This window comes from Streptosporangium sp. NPDC023963 (genome assembly GCF_040639135.1).
Taxonomy (GTDB): domain Bacteria; phylum Actinomycetota; class Actinomycetes; order Streptosporangiales; family Streptosporangiaceae; genus Streptosporangium.
Genome location: NZ_JBEZZK010000016.1, coordinates 171,689 through 195,989 on the forward strand (window position 1 = coordinate 171,689; position 24,301 = coordinate 195,989).

The following is a 24,301-nucleotide window of genomic DNA, read 5'->3' on the forward strand; positions in this document are numbered from 1 at the left end:
TCGGCCGACACGAAGAGGCCGTGGCCGCCTACCGCGACGCGGTACATCTCCGTTCCAATGATCCCCGGATCCATCATGAGTTGGGTGACGCGCTCACCGAGCTTGCCCGTCACGAAGAGGCTCGGAGCGCCTACCGTGAGGCCAACCGGCTCAAGAGCTTGGCCAGCAAGGGGCGTGGGGACACCGAGGCCGGCTATGGGAGGTACGAAGAAGCCGTAATCGCCTACCGCGACGCGATCCACCTCGACCCCGGCTACGCCACTGCCCACTACGATCTCGGGTGCGCACTTCTTCATTTGGGGCGGTTCGCGGAGGCCGAGGCCGTTTTTCGCCGGGCGGTCGAGATTGATCCTGACTCCGCCGCGGCCCACATCGTTCTCGGGTACGCACTTTTTTGTTTGGGGCGGTTCGCGGAGGTCGAGGCCGTTTTTCGCCGGGCGATCGAGATTGATCCTGACTCCGCCGTGGCCCACAACAATCTCGGGTGCGCACTTTTCCATTTGAAGCGGTTCGCGGAGGTCGAGGCCGTTTTTCGCCGGGCGATCGAGATTGATCCCGACTACCCTCATCCCCATGGATGGATGGGCATGTTGTTGTTATTCACCGGAGAGTTGGAACGGGCGCAGCCGGCGCTGCAAAAGGCCGGAAGCTGGCCGCGCTCCGAACTGTTGAGGTGGATTGTCACCCGGGTGAGCTCTCAAGACGGCGCCTCAGCCCATACACCGGATTCGGTGCTGGCCGCCATCGCCAAGCCGTGGCCGCACGGAATGTTCCGTCTGTCGGTGTTCGCGACGGCTGAGATCCGCGCGTTGGCCGTGGCCGGCAAAGGTGACGGGCCGGAGGCTGTAGAGATCCTCCGCTCGGCCGTGGACGGTCGTCGGCCATGCGATCGGTTCGCGCGGCCGTTGTATGACCTGCTGGCCCGTCCCGAGCCGGTTGCCGGGTTGGCGGGATTGCTGGAGGTGTGGCGGGAGATCATCGCGGCGGATTCGTCGGCGGCGGGTCCATGGGACGGCCCAGATCCAGCATGAACATGTAGGTGACAGTCAGCCATTGTCACCTACATGAGCGATCACCGGCGTCCGCCGACCAGGTGCGTCGCCCCGCGGCCGCCGGCATCCGCCCCCACACCGGTCGCGCCCACCTCGACCACGCCCGCGTTCTCCCGAACAGGTACGCCGGGCTCGACCTGCGCCATCGGACGTCCCGGTCGAGCCGCCCAGCCACCGCGCCGTCCTGCTGGCCGGCGGCCCCGTCGCGGGCGGGCTGCTGCCGCCGGACACCTGCGCCTGGCTCGACGTCGACGGCGGGGCGGCGCACCGGGCGGCGCGCGCCTCGGCGCGCCATGGCCACGGGTGAGCGCCGGGCGCCTCCCCGGTGAGGCGCGCCCGGTGAGGCGCGCAGAGGAGGGGACCGCCCGCCCGGTCAGTCGAACGTGAGCTGCTCGGTGCGCCTGGGCATGAGCAGCAGGGCGGCCAGGCTGAGCACGGCCACCACGACGAGGGAGAGGAAGACGATGTGGGTGGCGTCGTAGAGGGCGCCGCGGACGAAGGACGTCACGGCCGGCTGACCGCCCGGGTTCTGGCCGCCGAGCACCAGGCTCGTGGCGTCCACGCTGCCGGGCAGCCGGCCGGCCACCGAGGCCGGCGGGTGGGCGAAGCGGTCGGCCAGGGTGGCGTTCGACAGGGCTCCGAGGACCGCCGCGCCGATCGCGCTGCCGATGGAGCGGCAGAACATGTTGGTCGCGGTGACGACGCCGCGTCGTTCCCAGCCGACGACGGACTGGACGGCGACCATGGTCGGGCTCGACGCGAGCCCCAGCCCGGCGCCGACCACGAAACACGCCGCCGCGACCGCCCATATCTGCGCGTGCCGGGTGAACAGCAGGGTGCACAGGACGGTGCCGGCCACGATCAGGCCGGCGCCGATCAGCGCCGTGTCACGGAAGCCGATGCGCATGTAGAGGCGCCCCGACAGGGTCGCGGCGATGGGCCAGCCGATGGTGAGCGCGGCCAGGGCGAAGCCGGCGACCAGGGCGCCGGTCCCCAGGACGCCCTCGGCGTAGGTCGGCACGTACGAGCTGAGGCCGATCAGGAGGGCGCCGACGCCCAGCGAGACGAGATTGCCGCCGGTGAGCGTGCGGTGCCGGAACACCCACAGCGGCAGGACGGGTTCGGCGGCCCTGCGCTCCACGAGGACGAAGGCGACGACCATGACGGCCCCCGCCGCGAAGATGAGCAGGCTCTGCGCCGATCCCCAGCCCCACGCCACACCGCCCTCCAGCAGGCCGAGGATGACCAGCGAGGAGCCGGCCATGAGCAGCGTCGCCCCGAGGTAGTCGATCCGGTGGGAGCTGCGGGTCACCCGCTCCCTGAAGCGCCGGGCGAGCACCCAGGCGGCCAGGGCGCCGAGCGGCAGGTTGATGAAGAAGATCCACCGCCACGAGACGTACTCCGAGAAGAGGCCGCCGAGGGCGGGCCCGACCACCGAGGAGACGCCCCAGACGCTCGCCACGTACCCCTGCACGCGCGCGCGTTCCTCGACGGAGTACAGGTCGCCGACCATCGTGATGCTCATCGGCTGCACGGCCCCGGCGCCGATGCCCTGCAGCGCGCGGAAGGCGATGAGCGCCGGCATGCTCCAGGCGACGCCGCACAGGACCGAGCCCAGGAGGAACACGGCGATGCCGAAGAACATCACCGGCTTGCGCCCGAAGATGTCGGCGAACTTGCCGTAGAGGGGGACGGTGACCGCCTGGGTGAGCAGGTAGATCGAGAAAAGCCAGGGGAACTGCGAGAAGCCCCCGAGGTCGCGGACGATGGACGGCACCGCCGTCGCGATGATCGTGCTGTCGAGGGCCACCAGACCGGTGCAGAGCATGATGGCGGCGAGCACGGGACCGCGCTCCGACCGGAGACCGACGCCCCCCGAGGCTGCTGTCGTCGTCACGTGAGGGACTTCTCCTTGCGGGTCGAGCGCGGACGTCGGTGCCGGACCCGCCGCGCCGGCGGCCTGGCTGTCAGGCGAGACGGTCCAGCGAGTAGGCAACCGCCTCCCGGCTGCGGGCATTCCCGTTCCGGCGGGATCCGCCGCGCGGGCCGGCGCGCGAGGCGTGGCCGTCTCCCTGACCCCGGTCGGAGGCGTGGCCGTCTCCCTGACCCCGGTCGTCAGGGCCGCCCGGGCATACGCCACCGGTACGACGACGACGTCCCGGTCGTCAAGGCGCCCGCCGGTGCCCCGGGCCGGCGGGTGTCACTTCTCGGCCATACCGGTTTTCCCGCCGACGGACTCCTGGTAGATGTCCGCGTAGGTGCGCGAGTCCTTGATCAGGTCGTCGCAGAAGGCGGCGACGTCGTCGCCGATGAGTTCCAGGACCCCCTTGCCTGCCGCGGCGCCCTCCTCGAAGAAATCGACGATCCCCGAGAGCAGGGACCCGTCGAGCAGGTCGATCGGTCCGACCTTGAAGAAGTATCTCTGGATCTCCTTGTAGACGATCTGGTAGTCCGGCGGGAGCGCCTTGACCCGCGCCACGTGCGCCCGCCACTGCTTCTTGCCATCGATGATGTCCCGGATGCCCACGTCAGCCTCCCAGCCGGCCCAGTTTCCTCGCGACGTTCCTGTTCAGCTGCTCGCGCCACCGGTCGCGAAAGCTCCGGGCCCCTTCTCCGCCGGCCAGCGCCGTGCAGAAGCTCTTGATGTCGTCACCCAGCACCTCGTGAATGCTCTGCCCGTCGGCCGCCGTCTCTTCGAGCAGCCCCAGGGCACCGTCGAGGAGCGGCATCAGGTTCCGGCCTGTGAAGTCCCCGTAGGGAAAAAGATGACACTTGATCTCTTCCCATGCCGCCCGGTGGTCGGCCGGCAACGCCCCGGCCCGAACTTCGAACGCCTTGTATTCCCTGGTGAGATCGCTGCCGGTGATGGTCTCCCAGAAGTTCATCTCCCGCCTTCCTTGAGCTTGTCGATCCGTGATGTGACGTACTCCCATTTCGCCCAGAACGTCGCGAGTTCTTCGCGCCCCGCGTTGTTGAGCGCGTAGAACTTGCGCGGCGGGCCCAGCCCGGACGGTCGTTTCGTCACCTGGACGAGCCTGTTCCTCTCCAGTCGCAGCAGGATGGTGTAAACCGTCCCCTCGACGACGTCGGCGAAGCCGAGTTCGTTCAGCCGACGCGTGATGGCGTACCCGTAGGTCTCCTCGTTGCCGATGATTTCGAGCACGCAGCCCTCGAGCGTGCCCTTCAGCATCTCCGTCAGGTCGTCCATCGTGGGTCCTCTTCGGTCTCCTGGTGCTCGGTGGTACCGAGTACCACTATACAGTAGCACCGAGTAGTGGTGCACGCCTGGCACGGACCGTGGAAGCGGTTCGAATCATCGGGCCGTGGTGGTCATCTCGCGGGCCGGCGTGCCCGTCTCACCTCGCGGTCGATCGCCCAGGCGTCCGCCACCGGGCCCACGTGCCCGAGCTTGTCGGGGTTGATCACCGAGCGGATCGTCTGGATCCGCCCGTCGAGTGCGTCGAGCGCCAGGGTGTGGAGCACCCTGCCGTCCCGGTCGCGGAAGATCGCGCCCGGCTCCCCGTTGATCTCGTGCGGCTCGAACGTCACGTCGACCCGGGCCAGCCGGGGGGAGACGGAGGCGAGCAGCCGGGCCACGTTCCCCGCGCCGACGACGGTCCTGGCCAGCTGCGGGGCCTTGCCGCCGCCGTCGCCGACCATCGACACGTCGGCGGCGAGCAGTTCCCGCAGGCCGTCGACGTCGCCTTCGCGGAAGGCGTCGAAGAACCGCGACGCCAGTTCCTCCCGCTCCTTGCGTACCGCCTCGAAGCGCGGCCGCCCGGCCTCCATGTGGCGCCGCGCCCGCACCAGCAGCTGCCGGCACGCCGCCTCCGACCGCCCCACCGCCGTGGCGACCTCGTCGAATCCGAAGCCGAACACCTCCCGCAGCACGAAGACCGCCCGCTCCAGCGGGCTGAGCCGCTCCAGCAGCAGCAACGCCGCCATCGACACCGAGTCGGCCAGTTCCGCCGCCCGCGCCGGATCCTCATACGGGTCGGCGAGCAGCGGCTCGGGCAGCCACGGCCCCACATACTCCTCCCGCCGCACCCGCGCCGAGCGCAGCACGTCGATCGAGACCCGCGTCACCGCGGCCGCGAGGAAGGCCTTGGCCGACCTGGGGCGCGCCGGGGAGCCGTCGAAGCGCAGCCACGTCTCCTGCACCGCGTCCTCGGCCTCACCGACACTGCCCAGAATCCGATAGGCGATCGAGAACAGCAGCGGCCGCAGCTCCTCGAACTCCTCGACCTCGCTCACGTCCGGTCCCCACCCCTCGAACCTCTCCCGCCCGGCCGTACTCGCCGGCGCGGACATCCTCTAGTGATCATCCAGGCCGCCGGCGGGCCGGGGCAACGCCTCGGGCCCGGGGGCTCGGAGCCCGCAGCCGGGCCCCGAGCCGGTTGCCGACGCCGTTCAGTGGAACTGCCCGGGCTCGTAGTCACCGGCCGGCTGCCGGGTGATGATGTTCAGCCGGTTCGCCGTGTTCATGAAGGAGACCAGGATCACCAGGGCGGTGAGCTGCTCGTTGTCGTAGTGCTTGGCGGCGTGCGCCCACACCTCGTCGCCGACCCCGCCGGCCGCGTCCGCGATCCGGGTCCCCTCCTCGGCCAGCTCCAGCGCGGCACGCTCGGCCTCGGTGAAGACCGTGGCCTCGCGCCACGCCGCGACCAGGTTCAGCCGCACCGGGGACTCGCCGGCGGCGACGGCCTCCTTGGTGTGCATGTCGAGGCAGACGGCGCAACCGTTGATCTGACTCACGCGAAGCGCCACCAGCTCCTGCGTGGCGGCCGGCAGCGGCGACTCCTTGAGCGCCTTGCCCGCCGCCATGAAGTGCTTGAGGATCTTGCCGGCGGTCGGGTCGGTGAAGTAGTTCAGTCTCGCGTCCATGGTGTGCCCCTCCGTTGTCGTTGACGGCTACACCCTCTGAGACGAGGTGGCCCGGCTCCCTGTGACACCGGCGAACGTGACCTGCGTCTCCCGGCCGCCGGGCGTCGTCATCGGCGCGGCTCCCAGCGGAAGATCCGGGAAGCCAGCACGACGGCGACGACGACCCAGCCCAGTGTGGGTGCCAGGAGAATCAGGGAGTCCGTGACGGGAACGCCGCCGTTCCAGGCGTTGACGGCCAGTTCGGTGGCCGAGCCGCCGGGAAGCAGCCGTTTGAGCAGGGTGAGGTCCTCGGTGCCGGTGATTCCCACCCAGCTGGCCACGGCGATGGCGCCGAGGCTGACGGGCAGCGTGGTCACCTGGGCGTGCTCGGGGGAGTTCGTCACTCCCGCCGTGGCCAGTCCCAGGCCGAGCATCATGATCAGCATTGACAGGACGGCCGCCGCCAGGAGAAGGACGTTGTCCGGCCCGCTCGTGACCATGGCCAGGACGGTCATGATCGCGACCACCTGGACCAGCGAGATGACGGTGATCGGCAGGAGCAGCCCGGAGAGGATGCCGGTGTCGCCGGCCGCGGTGGAACGCAGCCGCTTGAGGAAGAGGTTCTGCCGGCGTGAGGCCAGGGTGGTCACCGCGGTGGTGTAGAGCCCGAACGCCCCCACGGTGAACATCATGATCGCCGCGATGTATCCGAGGCTGCCCAGGGCCGCGAAGACCTCGTGCCGGTAGATGAAGAACCCGCTGACGGCCACGGGCATGATGAGACTGGTGACCAGAACCAGCCGGTTGCGGAAGATCTGGACCAGCTCGCCGAGAGCGATCGAGAGCATGGCGAAGCTCCTTTCCTGGAAGGTTCGGGGTGGCTAGTCGCTGCCGATGGCGCGGAAGACGTCGTCGAGCCGGGTCGGCCCGGCCTGGAGTCCCCGCAGCTCCACCGAGTGGTCCTGCGCCCAGCGGAGCAGGGTGTGCAGGTCCTTCTGCAGGCCGAAGGTCTCGATGAGGAACGTGCCGTCGCTGTCGCGGGTGGCCTGCAGCGGCGGTGCGGGGGCGGGGACGGGCAGAGAGAAGCGGATGGCGGCGGGCATGGTCCGCGTCAGTTCGGAGACGGTCCCCTCCCGGTGGAGGGTGCCTTTGTGCATGAGGCCGATGCGGTCGGCGTGCTGCTGTGCCTCTTCCAGGTAGTGCGTGGTGAGAACGATGGTGGAGCCGTCTTCGCGCAGCTTGCCCACGGTGTCCCACAGATCGTCCCGGGACTGGATGTCCAACCCGGTGGTGGGCTCGTCCAGGAAGATCAGCTCAGGCGTTCCGTACACGGCGGTGGCGAAGTCCAGGCGTCGCTTCTCGCCGCCGGAGAGCTGGGACACCTTGGTGCCGGCCTTGCGGGTGAGATTCACGATGCCGAGCACGCGGTCGACCGTGTCCGCGCGCCGGGTGAGGTTTCCGATCAGCCGAACCGATTCCCTCACCGTCAGGTCCGGGGAGAATCCGCTCTCCTGCAGCATGATGCCCATCCTGGGCCGCACCGCCCGCCGGTCGCGGGGGCTCTCCCCGAAGACCCGTACGGTGCCCGAGGTGGCCCTGCGGTGACCTTCGACGGTCTCCAGGGTCGAGGTCTTCCCCGCCCCGTTCGTGCCGAGCAATGCGTAGAGCTCCCCTCGCCGTACCTGGAAGGACAGGTCCTTCACGGCGTGGAAGTCGTTGTAGGTGATGTTCAGACGTTCAACGTCGATGACCGGTGTCGAGGACATGTCGTCGATCCCAGCAGCCGCCGCGCCCACCAGGCAGTGCGACCACGTCATGACCTCGCCATGACATTCCCGGGGCTGACATATGACGCAGCGTCACTGGTGCCGTCACGGGGCCGGAAGAATACTGGGCGGACTCAGTCGTTCGATCCCGGAGGGCCACCCATGGACACCAGGCCCCCGCGCATGCCGCTGGCGGGGAGAACGACCGTCCTTCTCCCGGTCTGCGCGGCGTTCCTCCCGCACCGCCTCGGTGCCGGCCCCTTTCCCGACGGCACGGAGCCGTGGCCGGAGGACGACCGGTGGCCGAGGTGGACGGCCGGGACACTCACCGTGGCGAGCGCTCCGGCGGTTCCGGCGGTTCCGGCGCCCGGCCTGACGACTCGGCGACCGGGTGAGGGCCGGTGAGGCCGGTACGGGCGGCACACGCGAGGTCCGAGCACGCCGAGGCGTCGCGGGATCGGTTGCGCAGGCTCAATCTCGTCATGTTCCTCCCGCTGCTCGCCGCCGTAGGGGTGCTGCTGGTGGCGAGGGATGCCGAGACCTGGTGGCAGGCCGTCGTCCTGGGCCTGGGCGTGGTCGCGGCCCTGGTGGCCTTCGTGTGGTGGGCGGCGCGCGACATCTCCCGCGTCGCGCTTCCCTGCCTGATCATCACCGCGGCCGTGTGGCTCCTCGGCGTGCTGGTGGTGGACAGCCGCACGTCGTTCTACGGCCTTTCGGTCGTGGGCTCCCTCACCGTTCCCCAGCTACCGCGCCACCGAGGCGCGGCGGCCCTGGGGCTGACCGCCTACGTCGCCGCCGTGGGCGCGGCGAGGCTGTTGATCACACAGGAGGACGTCTCCGGCGTTCTGATCGGATACGTCATCATTCCCGCGGGCGTCACGGCGGTGCTGACCGGCTTCATGTTCCCCAACCAGAGGTTCTACGGCCTCGTCGCGGAGCTGGAGGAGGCACGGGAACGCGAAGCGGAGCTGGCCGTCGTCCGGGAGCGCATGCGTTTCGCCAGTGATCTGCACGACATCCAGGGCCACACGCTCCACGTGGTGAAGCTGAAGATCGCGCTGGCCCGGAGGCTGGTGCACAGCGACCCCGAACGGGTGGAGCAGGAACTGCGCGAGGTGCACGCCCTGGTCAGCGACACCATCACCCAGACCAAGCAGCTCGCCTACGCGCAGCGACGGCTCAACCTGTCCGCGGAGCTGGAGAACGCGAAGAACCTCTTCGAGGCCGCGGGCATCCACGTGCGCGTCGACCGTGAGGCCGAGGTCGACGCGCACGTGGGCGAGCTGCTCGGCCAGGTCCTGCGGGAGACGACCACCAACATCCTGCGGCACGCGCAGGCCGAGCAGGTGCGCATCACCCTGTCGGAGTCGGGCATCACCATCGTCAACGACGGCGCGCCTGAGGCTCCGCTCCCTGAACTACGGGGGCTCGCCACGCTCAGGGAACGAGTGGTGGGCAACGGAGGCGAGCTGACGGTGGAGCAGAAGGACGGGCGTTTCCTGACGGCTGCGGCATTCCCGCACGGCCGTTCGGGCGCCGCTCTCTGAACCGGGAAAGGACGACCGATGACCACCGTGGTGCTCGCCGACGACGAGGCACTCCTCCGCAAGGCGCTGGCGGCGTTGCTCCCGCTCGAGGGCGAGATCACCGTGCTCGCCGAAGCGGAGGAGGGCGGGGCGGCCGTCCAGGCCACGCTGCGACACCGGCCCGATGTGCTCGTCATCGATCTGGAGATGCCCGGTGTGGACGGGCTCGATGCCGTCGCGGAGATCCGCCGTGCGCTGCCGGAGCAGGTGATCCTCATGCTGACCCGCCACGCCAGGCCCGGCGTGCTGCGCAAGGCGCTGAAACTCGGCGTCCAGGGCTTCGTCAGCAAGTCCGCGGAACCGGCGCACATCGTCTCCGTCATCAAGACCCTGCACGAGGGCAGGCGATGGATCGACCCGGACGTCTCCGCCCGCGCCGTCGTCGACGACTGCCCGCTCACCGACCGTGAGCTCGACGTGCTGCGAGTGACCGGCGAGGGTTACTCGGTCGCCGACATCGCCACCCGGCTCCACCTGGCGGAAGGCACGGTGCGTAACTACCTCTCGAACGCGATGCAGAAGACCCAGACCCGGACCCGGCACGAGGCGGCGCGGTACGCGCGTGAACACGACTGGCTGTGAGCGAGGCCGAACAGGCCACCGAACCGGCGGCCGGGGCCCTCGGATCGGCACCCCGCTCACACCTCGCCGAGCAGACCCCCGACGACGGCGGCGGCCCGTGGCCCACGTCCTCCGCCGTGGCCGAGCCGAGCCGGGCTGAACCGAGTGACAAGGCGAGTGACAAGGCCGGAAAGACGATCACCGCCCCCGCCGGGAAGGCCGTGAGCCGGCACCGCGCCGGCTACCCGGCGCGCCGTCCGCGTCCGGCGGCGTCGTCGGAAAGGACCCAGCCGGCCAGGAGGTCCATGGCCTGCCGCGATGCCGTCCCGGCCTCGGTCGTGTAGACGAAGAGGGTCTGATCGGGATCGCCGGGCATCGTGAACGTCTCGTAGTCGACCGTCAGCTCTCCGACGACCGGGTGCCGGAGGTGTTTGGAGCCGAACGTGCGCCGATACACGCCGTGTTCCTCCCACCACCGCCGGAAATCGGGGCTGCGCGCCGCGAGTTCGGCCACGAGATCCTTCGCGGCCTGATCGCCGGGGTCGTTGCCGATGTCGAGCCGGAGGCTCTCGACGGCCGCGCGCGCCTGCACGTCCCAGTCCAGGAAGAGGTTTCGCGCCTCGTCGGTGAGGAACATCCACCGCGCGTAGTTCCGTTCCCGCGGCCGGAGCGCGTCGAAGTCCGTCAGCAGGGCCCTGACCATGCGGTTGGTGGCCAGCACATCGGTCCGGCGGCCGAGGATCAGCGCCGGATTCCCGCCCAGGGCGTCGACGAACCGGTGGAGCCCCGGGCGGACCCTCTGGACGGTGGGGACGCGGCGGCGCGCCCCGGAGGCGGGTCCGACCAGGTGCCCGAGGTGATCGCGGCCGGCCGCGTCCAGGCCGAGCGCACGGGCGATCGCGTCGAGGACCCCGGCGGACGGGGTGATCGGCCGGCCCTGCTCCAGCCGGGTGTAGTAGTCGGTGGACACCCCGGCCAGCAGCGCGACCTCCTCGCGGCGGAGTCCGGGCACCCGCCGGACCCGGTCGTCGGCCGGCAACCCCGCGCGCGACGGATCGATCCTGCCCCGGGCGCGCCGGAGGAAATCCGCAAGCTCCCTGTTGCTCACCGTCATGCCCGCATTCTCGCAGGAACAGCGCGGATCAACCTGGTCCGCCGCGTCCTAGGTCATCCGGTCCGAGGACGAGAAGGGCCTTTCATGGCCCTCCTCGGGGTGATCCCGCCCCGAAGACTGGAGTCCACGCCGCCGAGCAGGACCCGGCGGCGGAACACCGGCCCACCATCGAGGAGACGATCGACATGACCTACCCCACCGGCACTCCGGCGACCTGGTTCGTCACGGGTGCCTCCCGTGGCCTCGGCCTCGAGCTCGTGCGGCAGCTGCTCGAGCGGGGCGACAACGTCGCCGCGACCACCCGCTCGACCGAGCGCCTCGCCGAGGCCCTCGGCGGCGTGAACACCGAGCGGTTGCTGGCTCTCGGCGTCGACCTCGCGGACGAGACCGCGGTCGCCGAGGCCGTTCGCCGCGCCACCGGGCGCTTCGGAGGTCTCGACGTCGTCGTCAACAACGCCGGCTACGGCTTTCTGGCCTCGGTCGAGGAGACCACCGACGCCGAGGCCCGGCAGATGTTCGACGTCCAGATCTTCGGGCTGTGGAACGTGCTGCGAGCGGTGCTGCCCATCTTCAGGACACGCGGGAGCGGCCACATCCTGAACATCTCGTCCGTGCTCGGCCTGGTTGCCGTTCCGGGCTGGGGCCTCTACTGCGCGGGCAAGTTCGCGCTGGAGGGCCTGAGCGAGGCGCTCGCCGGCGAGGTCGCGGAGTTCGGCGTCAAGGTCACCGTCGTGGAGCCCGGCTACTTCCGGACCAGCTTCCTGACGAGCGACTCGCTGGCGCTGCCGGCCTCGACGACGGAGGGCTACGAGTCCATCCGCGAGATGACCAGGAACCACCTGGAGTTGCAGGGAAGCCAGCTCGGCGACCCCGTGAAGGGCGCCGCCGCGATCATCTCCTTCGCCGTCTCCGGCGACGGGCCGTTCCGCCGGCTCCTGGGATCCGACGCCTACTCCTACGCCGCCGGCAAGGTCGAAGCCCTCAGGGCCGACATCGAGGCCGGCCGCGAGCTGGCTCACACCACGGACTTCTCCCAGCCGTAGTCCGGGGTCGGGGAATCCGGGCCCGGCGGCCGGCACCGACGACGATCACGACTCGGCCTGCCCCCGCGCCCGGATCGGCACCGGCCGGCCACCCGGCGGCGTACGCGAGAGGCCGCAGCCACGATCATCTAGGCTGAACGGTCGTGGAATATTTCGTATACGGTCGTGACCGGCCCGGCTCCTTCGAGCTCAAGACGAGCCTGAGCGAGGAGCACTGGTCCTTCATGGACGGGTACGGGGAGAGGTTGATCGCCCGCGGCCCCACGCTGACCGGCGACGGCGACGAGGCCGTGTCGACGGGCAGCCTGCACATCGTCGACCTTCCGGACGCGGACGCCGCCCGCACGTTCGCCTACGCGGAGCCCTACTACCGCGGCGGCGTCTTCGAGTCGGTGCTGCTGTGCCGCTTTCGCAACGCCCTGGACCGCACCATGTGGGACTTCACCGAGGCCGTCGCCGGCCATGGCCGGTTCCTGGTGATCACCACTGGCGGGTCCGGCCCCGCGCCGGCCACGTCGAGACACATGATCGTGTACGGCGAGCTGCTCGCCCTCGACGGCGAGACGCGCCTCGGCCGGGCGGCCGCCGTAGAGGCGCCGGACCGCGAAGCCGCCGCGGCACTGCTGCCGGCCGGCGGCGGCCGAACGGAGGTCCATCCCTGGCGCTTCGGCGGCAGGCCCGCCCAGCGCTCGCCCGGCCGGTGACGGCACGCCGCCGCGACGGCATGACGGCGCCCCGGCCGCCGGGGTCCCCGGAGTCGCGCGCGGCGACCAGGAGGGGCCGGGGCGCTCAGCTCCGTTCGGTGTGGCCCAGGCGGTGGCTGATGTCCAGGGCCGCGGCGATCATGACCGGTGCCAGCTCGTGCAGCCGCTCCTCGCTGAAGCGGTAGGCGGGGCCGGACGCGCTGACCGCGGCGACGATCTCGCCGTCGTGGGAGCGGACGGGGGCCGCGACGGCGTTCAGGCCGATCTCGTACTCCTCGACGGTGACGGCGTAGCCCCTCTCGCGGGCCTGGAGAAGCTGCGCCTCCAGCGCTTCGGCCGAGGTGATCGTGTTCGGGGTGTACGGCTCCAGGCCGCCCGCCGTGACCAGCCGGGCCCGGTGCAGGTCGTCGAGGTGGGCCAGCAGGACCTTGCCGCTGGAGGTGGCGTGCAGCGGGGTGAGCTCCCCGACCCAGTTGTGCGTGGTGACCGCCGCCGGGCCGCGTACCTGGTCCAGGTTGACCGCGTAGTGGGAGCGCAGCACGGCGATGTTGACCGTCTCGCCGATCTCCTCGGCGAGACGGCGGCAGACGGGGCGGCTCTGCTGGGTGAGGTCGAGCCGGGAGGCCACCCCGCCCGCGAGGCGGATGATCCCGAAACTGAGGCGGTACTTGCCCCGCTCCTCGGCCTGCTCGACCAGGCCGCGTGACTCCAGCGCGCCCAGCAGCCGGAACGCCGTCGACTTGTGCACCGATATCTCCTGGGCGATCTCGCTCACCCCCGCCTCGCGGCGCTCGGCGAGGATCTCCAGGATGGTGATGGCCCGGTCGACGGACTGGACTCCGCCACTGCTGTCGGCGGTACGGCCGCCGAGAGGATCGTTGCCCATAGCGGGACTGTAGGCGCTGAGAGCAACGAATGCCATTGAAGGAACAATCACCGTTGCGAATGGTGCAGCTTATTGCGCTATTCGCTACAATTTTGGCCATTACCTCCTGCTGAACGAGGCGAGGCAGACATGTACGACTTCGTCATCGTCGGGGGCGGCTCGGCGGGAAGCGCCCTCGCGAACCGGCTGTCCGCCGACCCCGCCAACCGGGTGCTGGTGCTGGAGGCGGGCCGCCCGGACTACCCGTGGGACGTCTTCATCCACATGCCGGCCGCGCTGCCCTTCCCCATCGGCAGCCGCTTCTACGACTGGAAGTACGAGTCCGAGCCCGAGCCGCACATGAACGGCCGCCGGATCTACCACGCCAGGGGCAAGGTGCTCGGCGGCTCCAGCAGCATCAACGGGATGATCTTCCAGCGCGGCAACCCGATGGACTACGAGCGCTGGGGCGCCGACGAGGGCATGAAGACCTGGGACTTCGCCCACTGCCTGCCGTACTTCAAGCGCATGGAGAACTGCCTGGCCGCCGACCCCGCCGACTCCTGGCGGGGGCGGGGCGGGCCCCTGGTGCTGGAGCGCGGGCCGGTGCGCAACCCGCTGTTCGGCGCCTTCTTCGAGGCGGTGCAGCAGGCCGGGTACCCGCTGACCGACGACGTCAACGGCTACCGCCAGGAGGGCTTCGCCCGCTTCGACCGCAACATCAGCAGGGGCCGCCGCCTGTCGGCCGCCCGCGCCTACCTGCACCCGGTCATGAACCGCCCCAACCTGGAGGTCAGGACGCGGGCGCACGTCACCGGCATCCTCTTCGAGGGCAGGCGCGCCGTCGGCGTCGAGTACGACGGCCGGACGGTCCACGCGGGCGAGGTGATCCTGTGCGGCGGCGCGATCAACACCCCGCAGCTGCTGCAGCTGTCCGGGGTGGGCAACGCCGCCGAGCTGGACGCCCTCGGCGTCGACGTCGTGCACGACCTGCCGGGCGTCGGCGAGAACCTCCAGGACCACCTGGAGGTCTACATCCAGTACGGCTGCAAGCGGCCGGTGTCGGTGCAGCCCGCGATGAAGTGGCGCAACCGGCCGCTGATCGGCGCGCGGTGGCTGTTCCTGCGCAGCGGCCCCGGCGCGACCAACCACTTCGAGGCGGGCGGCTTCACCCGGAGCAACGACGACGTCGACTACCCCAACCTGATGTTCCACTTCCTGCCCATCGCGGTCCGCTACGACGGCTCCGCGCCCGCGGGCGGGCACGGCTACCAGGTGCACATCGGTCCGATGTACTCCGACTCGCGCGGCTCGGTGAAGATCACGAGCACCGACCCCCGGGTCCACCCGGCGCTGCGCTTCAACTACCTGTCCACCGACCAGGACCGGCGCGAGTGGGTGGAGGCCGTCCGGATCGCCCGCGACATCCTGAACCAGCCCGCGATGGACGCGTTCAACGCGGGGGAGCTGTCACCGGGCCCCGGCGTCGAGACCGACGAGGAGATCCTCGACTGGGTGGCCAGGGACGGCGAGACCGCGCTGCACCCCTCGTGCACCGCCAGGATGGGCGTCGACGCCATGTCCGTGGTCGACCCGCTGTCGATGCGGGTCCACGGCCTCGAGGGGCTGCGCGTGGTGGACGCCTCGGTGATGCCGTACGTGACCAACGGCAACATCTACGCGCCGGTCATGATGGTCGCGGAGAAGGCGGCCGACCTCATCCTGGGCAACACCCCGCTCGCCGCCGAGCACGCGGACTTCTACCGGCACCGCGACGGCTCCCCCCGCTGACCGCGCCCGCGACGGCGTCATGGAGGTGCATGACGGCCGACCCTGCCACACGGGGCGTTCCGTTTCCCAGCCGTTTTCCACTCGGTTTCCCGATGCGCGGCGTACGGCCGTCCGGGGGCGGCGAGCCGGTGACGGTCCGGCCGTGTCGAATCCGCGCGGACCCGGGTCACAGGCGGGCGGGCAGGCCGAACGCCGGGAACATCGACGGTTGTTCGAAGGCGGCGATGTCGGTCAGCCGGCCGTGCTCGATGTGGAGCACGGTGAGGACGAACGGGTGGAACGCCTCGTCGCCGGGCCGGCACAGGTAGCCGGCCGCGCCGGGCCGGCCGTTGGCGGCGATCGGCAGCAGCCGCCAGCGGCCGAGGGCGTTCATGCCGGCCCGCAGGGCGCGGGCGGTCTGCTCGCGGCCCGTCCACTGCCCGGCGGGGGAGATGGACAGCCGGACGTCCTCGTGCAGCACCGCGACCAACGCCTCCGGGTCGGCCTGCTCGTGGGCGGCGATGTAGCGCTGGAGCAACCTGCTCTGGTCCGCGTCGGGTTCGGCGGCCGGGGCCCAGTCCAGCCGCCCGCCGGGCCAGCGCCGGTGCAGCGTGGCGTGGGCGCGTTGCAGGGCGCTGTTGACCGCCGGCACGGTCGTCTCGATGAGGGCGGCGACCTCGCCGGCGGGCCAGGCCAGCACGTCGCGCAGGATCAGCACCGCCCGCTGCCGGGGCGGCAGCACCTGGATCGCGGCCAGGAACGCCAGCGACATCGTCTCCCTGCTCACCGCCGCCGCCTCCGGGCCGGGCTGGTCGGCGGCCGGCTCGTCCAGCAGGGCGTCCGGATAGGGCTGCAGCCACGGCATGGTCGCGACGGAGGGTCCGGCGCCCGGCGGCGCCCCGGTCGCCCGGCGGGCGTCGCGGCGCAGCGTGTCCAGGCAGGCGTTGGTCGCGATCCGGTACAGCCAGGTGCGCGCGCCCGACCGTCCCTCGAAGCTCCCGCGCGAGCGCCAGGCCCGCAGGAACACCTCCTGGACATGATCCTCGGCCTCGTCGAACGAGCCGAGCATCCGGTAGCAGTACACGTGCAGCTCGCGCCGGTGGCGGCGGGTGAGATCGTCGAAGTCCGGCTCGTCGCCGCTCACGGTGCTCCTCCTGTCCGGGTCCCGGGACCCGCCCATTCTGGCGCGGCCGGATGCGCGCGTGCGCGCGTGCTCGCGTGCGGTGGGAGTGGCGGGCCGGCGAGCGAGCGATGAGTTTCGCCGGCCCGCACGTCTGTACGGGGGAACGGCCTCACGGAGGACACGCGACGACGGAAGGAAGCAGGACGATGACACTTGTGGAGGCGAACATCTCGATGTCGCTGGACGGCTTCGTCACCGGCCCGAACCTCGACCGGTACCCCGGGCTGGGCGAGGGCGGCGACATCCTCCACGCCTGGATCGACGAGAACCGGAGCATGGATCTCGCCATCGGGGAGGAGCGCCAGATCGCCGGGGCGGTCGTCACCAGCCGGAAGGTCTACGACGAGACCGGGGGCTGGGAGGCCGAGGGCGGGTTCTACCGGTTGCCGGTGTTCGTGGTCACCCACCGCCCGCACGAGGTGGTCGTGAAGGGCGAGACCACGTTCACGTTCGTCACCGGGGGCGTCAAACACGCCGTCGAGCAGGCGATCGCGGCCGCCGGGGACAGGCGGGTGCACATCATGGGCGGCGCCGGCATCATCCGGCAGGCGCTGGCGGCCGGGCTGGTCGACGAGCTGTTCCTGCACGTCGCCCCGGTGATCCTGAACGGCGGGACCCGGCTGTTCGAGGACCTCGGCGGTCCGATCCGGCTGGAGCGGGCCGAGGTGATCGAGTCCCGCCACGCCACTCACCTGCGATACCGGGTCCTGAACTAGCGCGCCGGCCGGGCCCGGGTACGCCGTCGGCGACCGGCCGGTCGCGCCGGGGCACGGCGGCGTCAAGGAGCGTCCGTCCGGTTGCGACAGGGGTACGGCGGCGTCAGGGAGCGTCCGGGAGGCGCGACGGGGTACGGCGGCGTCAAGGGGCGTCCGGGAGGCGGGCCTCGTGCGTAACCCGCCTAAAGTTGTGTCATGAGCAACGAGCTGGAGAGAGATGGCGCTGCGGTGCAGTCCGTCGACCGCGCGCTGTCCGTCCTGCGGCTGCTCGCCCGGCACGGCGACCTGGGCGTCAGCGAGATCGCCGCGGAGCTGGGGGTCCACCGCTCCACGGCGTTCCGCCTCGTCATGACGCTGGAGCTGCACGAGCTCGTCGAGCAGACCGCCGACCGGGGAAAGTACCGGCTGGGAGTGGGAATCGTCCGGCTCGCGGGCGCCGCGACCGTCAGGCTCGACGTCGTCCGCGAGAGCCGCGCCACCGGCGAGCGGCTCGCGGCGGCGGTCGGCGAGACCGTCAACGTGGCCATCCTCGATCGCGACGAGGCCCTGTACGTCGACCAGATGGCGGGTCCCTCGGCCCTGCAGGCCTACAACTGGGCGGGGCGGCGGGTGGCGCTGCACGCGACGTCCAACGGCAAGGTGCTGCTGGCCCACGCCCCGAGGGAGCGGTTCGAGCAGCTGGCCACCGGGCCGCTGCGCCCGTTCACCGACCTGACCGTCACCGACGCCGGGCTGCTGCGCGAGGAGCTCGACACCGTCAGGAGGCGCGGGTACGCCACCGCCGCCGACGAGCTGGAGATCGGCCTGACCGCGGTGGCGGCGCCGATCTTCAACGTCGAGGGTACGGTCGTCGCCTCGATGAGCGTGTCCGGGCCGACCTTCAGGCTTCCCCCCGAGCGGCTCCCCGAGGTGGCCGAGCAGGTGATGGCCGCGGCGGGCGAGGTCTCCTCACGATTGGGCTGGCACGCTATTGAAGGCGGCAAAGCCTTGACTGCATGAACGACCAGGGTCGATTCTGTTCCTCGTTAAGCATTCTGATGCGTCATACGCAACGGATCATGCGGTAACCGGAAGGACGGCCGCTCGTGTCAGATCTCTACCTCGGTGGCACCTGGAGGGATCCCGTCGCGGGCGGCCACCGCGAGATCCGCTCACCGGCCGACGGCGGTCTCGTGGCGACCGTGTCGGAGGCCACCCGGGCCGACACCGAGATCGCGATCGCCGAGGCCCGCGCGGCGTTCGACGAGGGCAGCTGGGCGTCCACCCCCGAGCGCGAGCGCGGCGCGCTGCTGCTGAGAGTGGCCGACCTGCTCGAACGGGACGTCAAGGACGTGTCCAGGGCCGAATCTCTCGACACCGGCAAGCGGCTCGCCGAGAGCGAGTACGACGTCGCCGACGTGGTGGCCTGCCTGCGCTACTTCGGCGGCATCGCCGGGACCGACGCGGGCCGCGTGATCGACACCGGCCGCGACGACGCGATCAGCCGCGTCGTCCACGAACCGATCGGGGTCTGCGGCCTCATCACCCCGTGGAACTACCCGCTGCTGCAAGCCTCCTGGAAGGTCGCCCCCGCGCTGGTCGCGGGGAACACCTTCGTCCTGAAGCCCAGCGAGCTCACCCCCTCCACCGCGATCCTGTTCATGCGCCTGCTGCAGGAGGCCGGGCTGCCCCCGGGCGTCGGCAACCTCGTCCTCGGGGCGGGCGCCGAGGTCGGCGCCCCGCTGGCCGAGCACCCCGACGTGGACATGGTGTCGTTCACCGGCGGCCTGGCGACCGGCCGTACGATCATGGCGGCGGCGGCGGCGACGGTGAAGCGGGTCGCGCTGGAACTCGGCGGCAAGAACCCCAACATCGTCTTCGCCGACGCCGACGTCGAGACCGCCCTCGACTTCGCCCTCACCGCCGTGTTCCTCCACTCCGGGCAGGTCTGCTCGGCCGGCGCCCGCCTGCTGGTCGAGGACTCCCTGCACGACGCCTTCGTCGACGAGCTCGTCCGCCGCGCCGCCCGCATCCGCCTCGGCGGCCCCTTCGACCCCGAGGCCGAGACCGGCCCGCTCATCTCCGCCGCGCACCTGGCCAGGGTCGAGGCGTACGTCGCGTCCGGCGTCGCGGAGGGCGCGGTGCTGCGCTGCGGCGGGGAGAGACTCCCCGGCGCGGGCCACTTTTACCCGCCGACCGTCCTCGACGAGTGCCACCGGGGCATGCGGGTGGTCCGCGAGGAGTCCTTCGGCCCCGTCCTCACCGTCGAGCGCTTCGGCGACGAGGACGAGGCGGTCCGCCTCGGCAACGACACCGACTACGGCCTGGCCGGGGCGGTGTGGACGCAGGACGCGGGGAAGGCCCAGCGGGTCGCCGGGCGGCTGCGGCACGGCACCGTATGGATCAACGACTACCACCCCTACGTCCCGCAGGCGGAGTGGGGCGGTTTCAAGCAGTCGGGCATCGGCCGCGAGCTGGGCCCGGCCGGCCTGGCCGAGTACCGGGAGACCAAGCACGTGTGGCAGAACGTCCGCCCCCGCCCGCAGCGGTGGTTCCGCAGCTGACGGACGACCCCCCGTCCCCAGACGACCCGTGAGGTGGTCATGACCATGACATCACCGGCCCAGCAGGCGCGGCCCGGAGCCGCCGCGCGGAACGAGGACCGGGCCGTCCTCGACGTGCGAGGTCTCTGGAAGGTCTTCGGCCCGCGCCCCGACCGGGTCGTCGGGACCCCGCTCGCGGAGCTCTCGCGGAGCGAGCTGAGGGCGAGGACGGGCTGCGTGACCGCCGTCCGCGACGTCTCCTTCACCGTGCGGCCCCAGGAGGTCTTCGTCGTCATGGGCCTGTCCGGCTCCGGCAAGTCCACCCTCGTACGCTGCCTGACGCGGCTCGTCGAGCCGACGGCCGGAGAGGTCCTGTTCGACGGCGAGGACATCCGCAAGGCGGGCGACAGGCGGCTGCGCGAGCTGCGCCGGCACCGCTTCGCCATGGTCTTCCAGAACTTCGGGCTGCTGCCGCACCGGCGGGTCCTGGACAACGTGGCCTACGGGCTGGAGATCCGCGGCATGCGGAAGGAGGCCCGCTACGAGCGGGCCAGGGAGATGGTCGAGCTCGTCGGCCTCTCCGGTTCGGAGAACTCCTACCCCGACCAGCTGTCCGGCGGCATGCAGCAGCGCGTCGGGCTGGCCAGGGCCCTCGCGGTGGACCCCGACGTGCTCTTCTTCGACGAGCCCTTCTCCGCGCTCGACCCGCTGATCAGGCGGGACATGCAGAACGAGGTCATCCGCCTGCACCGCGAGGTCGGCAAGACGATGATCTTCATCACGCACGACCTGAGCGAGGCGCTGAAGCTCGGTGACCGCATCCTCATCATGCGCGACGGCGAGCTCGTCCAGATGGGCACGCCGGACGAGGTCGTCGGGGCGCCGGTGGACGACTACGTGCGCGAGTTCGTCAGCGACGTGCCCCGCGCGAACGTGCTCACCACCCGCTGGATCATGCGCCCGCCCCGGCCCGACGAGCCGCTGGACGGTCCCGAGGCCGGGCCGGACGTCGTCGTCCGCGACGTCGTGCACACGGTCCTGCGCGCGACGCGCCCGGTGAAGGTCGTCGAGGGCGGCGAGCTGCTGGGAGTCATCACCGCGGAGGAGGTCCTCGGCGTGCTCGCCGAGCCGTCTCCGGAGGGGACCTCCGGCGACCCGGGCGAGCCCGACGGGTCAGCCGGGTCAGCCGGGTCAGCCGGGTCCGGCAGGTCCGGGGAGCAGGGGTGATGGCCACCCAGGCCACCCCGGCCGGTGGCCTGCGGCGCCTGCCCGCCTGGCCCCGCCGCTACCTGCTCGCCGCCGTCGTCGCGGCGTGGGTGCTGATCTGGGTGTTCGTCCAGGGCCGCGACACCTTCCAGCTCGGCGGCGCGGAACTGACCCCGCTGCACGTACGGATCAACGAGGCCAGTGAGGTCATCGACAACAGCAGGAACGAGAACCCGTTCTTCCTGTACTTCGTCAACTACATCCGGCTCTTCCTCGACGAGTCCGTCACCTTCGTCCAGGCGCTGATCAGCCAGCCGTCCTTCGGGAGGCCGCTGCCGGTCGTCGGCTGGCTGGGCGTGGTCGCCGTCGCCACGGCGGTCGCTCTGCTGTGGGGCAACCTGCGGGTCGCCCTGCTGACCGCCGCCGGCTTCGCCTCCTTCGGCCTGCTGGGGCTGTGGCAGGAGAGCATGGACACCCTCGCCCTCACCCTGGCCGCCGTCGTGCTCTCGCTGCTGATCGGCATCCCGCTCGGCGTCTGGGCCGGGGTGAACGACCGGTTCAACCGCCTGGTCACCCCGCTGCTCGACTTCATGCAGACGATGCCGACGTTCGTCTACCTCGCGCCGCTCACCCTGTTCTTCCTCATCGGCCCGGCGAGCGCCACCGTGGCGACCGTCATCTACGCCGTCCCGCCCGCGATCCGCATCACCGCGCACGGCATCCGCGAGGTGCGGCCCGCGATCCTGGAGGCGAGCACCTCCCTCGGCTCGACCGCCTGGCAGTCGCTGCGGAAGGTACGGCTCCCGCTGGCCAAGCGGACCATCATCGTCGGCGTCAACCAGACCATCATGGCCGCGCTGTGCATGGTCACCATCGCCGCGCTGATCGACGCCCCCGGCCTGGGCAAGACCGTCGTCAAGGCGCTGGAGACCCTCGACGTCGGCAGCGCCTTCAACGCGGGCCTGGCCATCGTCGTGATGGCCATCGTGCTCGACCGGGTGACCTCCGCCGCGGGGCGCCGTGTCGAGGCCCGGCACCGGGCCGGACGTTCGCGCGGACCCGGCCGCCGCCGCGCGGAGATCGGCGCGGTCCTCGCGGTCACCGGCGTGCTGGTCTACCTCTCCCACGTCTACGTGTGGGCCGCGGAGTTCCCGAGCGAGGCGAACGTGGGGCGCTACGTCCGCCAGGGGGTCGACGCGGCCACCCTGTGGGCGCAGGACAACCTCGCCGTCTACACCGGCGCGTTCAGGAACGCCGTCTCCTACGGCCTGCTCAACCCGTTCGAGGCGCTGCTCACCGGCTCGCCGTGGTGGCTGGTCGGCGCGGTGCTCGTCGCGTTCGCCGCGATCCTGGCGAACGTCAGGGTCGTGCTCGTCACCGCGGTGTGCGTCGCCCTGCTCGTCGCGCTCGGCCTGTGGCAGGACAGCATGGTGACGCTCGCCTCGACGCTGGTGGCCACCGTCCTGGTGATGATCCTCGGGGTGGTGCTCGGCGTCTGGATGGGGCGCAGCGACCGCGTCGACCAGCTGGTGCGGCCCGTCCTCGACGCCGGGCAGACCATGCCGCCGTTCGTCTACCTGGTGCCGATCCTCGGCCTGTTCGGCGCCACCCGGATCACCGCGATCATCGCCGCGGTCGTCTACGCGGCCCCGGTGGCGGTCAAGCTCACCGCGGACGGCATCCGCGGCGTGGCGCCGAGCGCGGTGGAGGCCGCCACGGCCGCCGGGTCCAGCACCTGGCAGCTCATCACCAAGGTGCAGCTGCCGATGGCGCGCAGCGCGCTCACCCTCGCCGCGAGCCAGGGGCTCATCTACGTGCTCGCCATGGTCGTCGTCGGCGGCCTGGTCGGCGCGGGCGCGCTCGGCTACGACGTGGTGGCCGGCTTCTCCCAGCTGCAACTGCGGGGCAAGGGACTCGCCGCGGGCGTGGCGATCGTCGTCCTCGGGATCATGCTGGAGCGCATCACCCGGACGGCGGCGCGGCGGGCCGACGCCGAGACGCACGGCGCCCATTGAACGGCAGGGCGAGGCACGGAGCGGCGGAACCGAACACGGCACACGAAACCCCAATACAGGAGGACCTGGTGACAGTTTCGAGGATCGGGCGACCGCGGGCGGTGGCGCTCCTGGTCGCGACCGGCCTCCTCGTCTCCGCGTGCGGCGGGGCGAAGGTCGGCGAGAGCGACGGCGGGGCCGCCCCGGCGGCCTCGGGCGCGGACGGCAAGAAGGCCTGCGGTGCGGTCAACATCGCCATCAACCCGTGGGTCGGGTACGAGGCGACCGCGGCGGTCATCGCCCACGTGGCCGAGAAGGACCTCGGCTGCTCGGTCACGAAGAAGGACCTCAAGGAGGAGGTCGCCTGGCAGGGCTTCGCCACCGGCGAGGTCGACGCCATCGTGGAGAACTGGGCCCACGACGACCTGAAGAAGAAGTACATCGAGGACCAGAAGGTCGCCGTCTCGGCGGGCCCGACGGGCAACAAGGGCGTCATCGGCTGGTACGTGCCGCCGTGGATGGCCGAGAAGTACCCCGACATCACCGACTGGAAGAACCTCAACAAGTACGCCGACCTGTTCAAGACCTCCGAGTCGGGGGGCAAGGGGCAGCTGCTCGACGGCGACCCGTCCTTCGTGACCAACGACGCGGCCCTGGTGAAGAACCTGAAGCTGGACTACAAGGTCGTCTACGCGGGCAGCGAGGCGGCGCTCATCACCGGCTTCCGGCAGGCGGAGAAGCAGAAGACCCCGATGCTCGGCTACTTCTACGAGCCGCAGTGGTTCCTGTCGGAGGTCAAGCTCGTCAAGGTCAAGCTGCCCGAGTACACCGAGGGCTGCGACGCCGACGCCGAGAAGGTGGCCTGCGACTACCCGCTCTACGACCTCGACAAGATCGTGAGTAAGAAGTTCGCCGACTCCGGCAGCCCGGCGTACGACCTGGTCAAGAACTTCACCTGGACGAACGAGGACCAGAACCTCGTGGCCAAGTACATCTCCGAGGACAAGATGACGGCCGAGGAGGCCGCCGAGAAGTGGGTCGGCGACAACCCCGACAAGGTGAAGGCCTGGCTTCCCACCTCCTGAGCGCCCGCCCGGGAGTCGAGGGGGCGCGGGTTCGGATCCTGTCGTCCCGGTGAGGGTGCCACCCGCAAGGGAGGGCACCCTCGCTTCGGTTCCGGGTGACCACGGTTCCCGTCATGTGAGGATCCGGTCCGTCGTCTCCGTCTCCCGTGACAGGGCGACGCGTTTTGTCTGGTAATCCAGCCGTGGACGATGACGGCAGCCGCGGTCCCGCCAGTGGTTGCCCATCCCTGTCGCCGCCTGACACTGCGAACGCGAAGATCAGACGCTGACA

At 70.9% G+C, this 24,301-nt stretch carries 23 protein-coding genes; 12 read left to right on the top strand and 11 right to left on the bottom strand.

What is annotated here, in order from left to right:
* Positions 1–1,031, top strand: a 1,031-nt coding sequence (locus tag AB0F88_RS35080; RefSeq protein WP_362694330.1) for a tetratricopeptide repeat protein, incomplete at its 5' end; no start/stop codon positions are given.
* Between the two features lie 394 nt (positions 1,032–1,425).
* On the opposite strand, the gene AB0F88_RS35085 is transcribed toward AB0F88_RS35080, so the two are convergent.
* From AB0F88_RS35085 to AB0F88_RS35120, 8 genes are all read right to left on the bottom strand, one after another.
* Positions 1,426–2,949 (bottom strand): MDR family MFS transporter, encoded by a 1,524-nt coding sequence (locus AB0F88_RS35085; RefSeq protein WP_362694333.1) that lies wholly within the window; start codon positions 2,947–2,949, stop codon positions 1,426–1,428.
* 303 nt (positions 2,950–3,252) lie between these two features.
* Positions 3,253–3,579, bottom strand: a complete 327-nt coding sequence (locus AB0F88_RS35090; RefSeq protein WP_362694336.1) for a DUF1048 domain-containing protein — start codon at positions 3,577–3,579, stop codon at positions 3,253–3,255.
* A 1-nt stretch (position 3,580) separates the two neighbouring features.
* Positions 3,581–3,937: a DUF1048 domain-containing protein gene (locus AB0F88_RS35095; RefSeq protein ID WP_362694339.1), complete on the bottom strand. Its 357-nt coding sequence runs from the start codon at positions 3,935–3,937 to the stop codon at positions 3,581–3,583.
* The gene (locus AB0F88_RS35100; protein WP_362694342.1) at positions 3,934–4,260 is read right to left on the bottom strand and encodes a PadR family transcriptional regulator; all 327 of its coding nucleotides are present in this window, start codon (positions 4,258–4,260) and stop codon (positions 3,934–3,936) included. Before AB0F88_RS35100 ends, AB0F88_RS35095 begins: the two co-directional genes overlap by 4 nt.
* A gap of 122 nt (positions 4,261–4,382) precedes the next feature.
* On the bottom strand, positions 4,383–5,306 hold the full coding sequence (locus AB0F88_RS35105) for an RNA polymerase sigma-70 factor (protein ID WP_362694345.1): 924 nt from the start codon (positions 5,304–5,306) through the stop codon (positions 4,383–4,385).
* Positions 5,307–5,462: 156 nt separating this feature from the next.
* Positions 5,463–5,936: a carboxymuconolactone decarboxylase family protein gene (locus tag AB0F88_RS35110; protein WP_362694348.1), complete on the bottom strand. Its 474-nt coding sequence runs from the start codon at positions 5,934–5,936 to the stop codon at positions 5,463–5,465.
* Between the two features lie 107 nt (positions 5,937–6,043).
* Complete coding sequence (locus AB0F88_RS35115) at positions 6,044–6,763, bottom strand: ABC transporter permease (RefSeq protein ID WP_362694351.1); 720 nt, start codon at positions 6,761–6,763, stop codon at positions 6,044–6,046.
* 33 nt (positions 6,764–6,796) lie between these two features.
* The gene (locus AB0F88_RS35120) at positions 6,797–7,681 is read right to left on the bottom strand and encodes an ABC transporter ATP-binding protein (RefSeq protein ID WP_362694490.1); all 885 of its coding nucleotides are present in this window, start codon (positions 7,679–7,681) and stop codon (positions 6,797–6,799) included.
* A 482-nt stretch (positions 7,682–8,163) separates the two neighbouring features.
* On the opposite strand from AB0F88_RS35120, the gene AB0F88_RS35125 reads away from it, so the two are divergent.
* Both AB0F88_RS35125 and AB0F88_RS35130 read left to right on the top strand, forming a co-directional pair.
* A complete protein-coding gene (locus tag AB0F88_RS35125; protein WP_362694493.1) occupies positions 8,164–9,228 on the top strand; it encodes a histidine kinase in 1,065 nt (354 codons plus the stop codon).
* An 18-nt stretch (positions 9,229–9,246) separates the two neighbouring features.
* On the top strand, positions 9,247–9,849 hold the full coding sequence (locus tag AB0F88_RS35130) for a response regulator transcription factor (protein WP_362694354.1): 603 nt from the start codon (positions 9,247–9,249) through the stop codon (positions 9,847–9,849).
* A gap of 220 nt (positions 9,850–10,069) precedes the next feature.
* On the opposite strand, the gene AB0F88_RS35135 is transcribed toward AB0F88_RS35130, so the two are convergent.
* Complete coding sequence (locus AB0F88_RS35135; protein ID WP_362694357.1) at positions 10,070–10,942, bottom strand: helix-turn-helix transcriptional regulator; 873 nt, start codon at positions 10,940–10,942, stop codon at positions 10,070–10,072.
* Between the two features lie 185 nt (positions 10,943–11,127).
* On the opposite strand from AB0F88_RS35135, the gene AB0F88_RS35140 reads away from it, so the two are divergent.
* Entirely contained in the window at positions 11,128–11,985 is an 858-nt protein-coding gene (locus AB0F88_RS35140; RefSeq protein ID WP_362694360.1) for an SDR family NAD(P)-dependent oxidoreductase, read from the top strand.
* Between the two features lie 143 nt (positions 11,986–12,128).
* Positions 12,129–12,689, top strand: a complete 561-nt coding sequence (locus AB0F88_RS35145) for a YciI family protein (RefSeq protein WP_362694363.1) — start codon at positions 12,129–12,131, stop codon at positions 12,687–12,689.
* A gap of 85 nt (positions 12,690–12,774) precedes the next feature.
* Here AB0F88_RS35145 and AB0F88_RS35150 read toward each other — a convergent pair whose 3' ends face one another.
* A complete protein-coding gene (locus AB0F88_RS35150; protein WP_362694366.1) occupies positions 12,775–13,575 on the bottom strand; it encodes an IclR family transcriptional regulator in 801 nt (266 codons plus the stop codon).
* Between the two features lie 129 nt (positions 13,576–13,704).
* On the opposite strand from AB0F88_RS35150, the gene betA reads away from it, so the two are divergent.
* Entirely contained in the window at positions 13,705–15,345 is a 1,641-nt protein-coding gene (gene betA / locus AB0F88_RS35155; protein WP_362694369.1) for a choline dehydrogenase, read from the top strand.
* A 166-nt stretch (positions 15,346–15,511) separates the two neighbouring features.
* Here the strand turns inward: betA and AB0F88_RS35160 are convergent, their stop codons facing one another.
* The gene (locus AB0F88_RS35160; RefSeq protein WP_362694372.1) at positions 15,512–16,468 is read right to left on the bottom strand and encodes an RNA polymerase subunit sigma-70; all 957 of its coding nucleotides are present in this window, start codon (positions 16,466–16,468) and stop codon (positions 15,512–15,514) included.
* Positions 16,469–16,653: 185 nt separating this feature from the next.
* Between AB0F88_RS35160 and AB0F88_RS35165 the strand changes: the two genes are divergently transcribed.
* The 6 genes from AB0F88_RS35165 (at position 16,654) to AB0F88_RS35190 (ending at position 24,030) form a co-directional block, all read left to right on the top strand.
* Positions 16,654–17,223, top strand: coding sequence for a dihydrofolate reductase family protein (locus AB0F88_RS35165; RefSeq protein ID WP_362694375.1), 570 nt, complete (start codon positions 16,654–16,656; stop codon positions 17,221–17,223).
* 195 nt (positions 17,224–17,418) lie between these two features.
* Positions 17,419–18,222, top strand: a complete 804-nt coding sequence (locus tag AB0F88_RS35170) for an IclR family transcriptional regulator (RefSeq protein ID WP_362694378.1) — start codon at positions 17,419–17,421, stop codon at positions 18,220–18,222.
* An 86-nt stretch (positions 18,223–18,308) separates the two neighbouring features.
* A complete protein-coding gene (locus tag AB0F88_RS35175; protein WP_362694381.1) occupies positions 18,309–19,766 on the top strand; it encodes an aldehyde dehydrogenase family protein in 1,458 nt (485 codons plus the stop codon).
* Between the two features lie 45 nt (positions 19,767–19,811).
* On the top strand, positions 19,812–20,972 hold the full coding sequence (locus tag AB0F88_RS35180; RefSeq protein ID WP_362694496.1) for a glycine betaine/L-proline ABC transporter ATP-binding protein: 1,161 nt from the start codon (positions 19,812–19,814) through the stop codon (positions 20,970–20,972).
* The gene (locus AB0F88_RS35185) at positions 20,972–22,966 is read left to right on the top strand and encodes an ABC transporter permease subunit (protein ID WP_362694384.1); all 1,995 of its coding nucleotides are present in this window, start codon (positions 20,972–20,974) and stop codon (positions 22,964–22,966) included. The genes AB0F88_RS35180 and AB0F88_RS35185 overlap by 1 nt, the downstream gene beginning before the upstream one ends.
* 68 nt (positions 22,967–23,034) lie before the next feature.
* Positions 23,035–24,030: an ABC transporter substrate-binding protein gene (locus AB0F88_RS35190; RefSeq protein ID WP_362694387.1), complete on the top strand. Its 996-nt coding sequence runs from the start codon at positions 23,035–23,037 to the stop codon at positions 24,028–24,030.
* Positions 24,031–24,301 lie beyond the last annotated feature (271 nt).

Bases quoted from the DNA above. Each gene is read 5' to 3' on its own strand.
- AB0F88_RS35095 (WP_362694339.1), bottom strand. From the start codon at position 3,937: ATGAACTTCTGGGAGACCATCACCGGCAGCGATCTCACCAGGGAATAC.
- AB0F88_RS35100 (WP_362694342.1), bottom strand. From the start codon at position 4,260: ATGGACGACCTGACGGAGATGCTGAAGGGCACGCTCGAGGGCTGCGTG.
- AB0F88_RS35110 (WP_362694348.1), bottom strand. From the start codon at position 5,936: ATGGACGCGAGACTGAACTACTTCACCGACCCGACCGCCGGCAAGATC.
- AB0F88_RS35115 (WP_362694351.1), bottom strand. From the start codon at position 6,763: ATGCTCTCGATCGCTCTCGGCGAGCTGGTCCAGATCTTCCGCAACCGG.
- AB0F88_RS35120 (WP_362694490.1), bottom strand. From the start codon at position 7,681: ATGTCCTCGACACCGGTCATCGACGTTGAACGTCTGAACATCACCTAC.
- AB0F88_RS35125 (WP_362694493.1), top strand. From the start codon at position 8,164: ATGTTCCTCCCGCTGCTCGCCGCCGTAGGGGTGCTGCTGGTGGCGAGG.
- AB0F88_RS35130 (WP_362694354.1), top strand. From the start codon at position 9,247: ATGACCACCGTGGTGCTCGCCGACGACGAGGCACTCCTCCGCAAGGCG.
- AB0F88_RS35135 (WP_362694357.1), bottom strand. From the start codon at position 10,942: ATGACGGTGAGCAACAGGGAGCTTGCGGATTTCCTCCGGCGCGCCCGG.
- AB0F88_RS35140 (WP_362694360.1), top strand. From the start codon at position 11,128: ATGACCTACCCCACCGGCACTCCGGCGACCTGGTTCGTCACGGGTGCC.
- AB0F88_RS35150 (WP_362694366.1), bottom strand. From the start codon at position 13,575: ATGGGCAACGATCCTCTCGGCGGCCGTACCGCCGACAGCAGTGGCGGA.
- betA (WP_362694369.1), top strand. From the start codon at position 13,705: ATGTACGACTTCGTCATCGTCGGGGGCGGCTCGGCGGGAAGCGCCCTC.
- AB0F88_RS35165 (WP_362694375.1), top strand. From the start codon at position 16,654: ATGACACTTGTGGAGGCGAACATCTCGATGTCGCTGGACGGCTTCGTC.
- AB0F88_RS35170 (WP_362694378.1), top strand. From the start codon at position 17,419: ATGAGCAACGAGCTGGAGAGAGATGGCGCTGCGGTGCAGTCCGTCGAC.
- AB0F88_RS35180 (WP_362694496.1), top strand. From the start codon at position 19,812: ATGACATCACCGGCCCAGCAGGCGCGGCCCGGAGCCGCCGCGCGGAAC.
- AB0F88_RS35185 (WP_362694384.1), top strand. From the start codon at position 20,972: ATGGCCACCCAGGCCACCCCGGCCGGTGGCCTGCGGCGCCTGCCCGCC.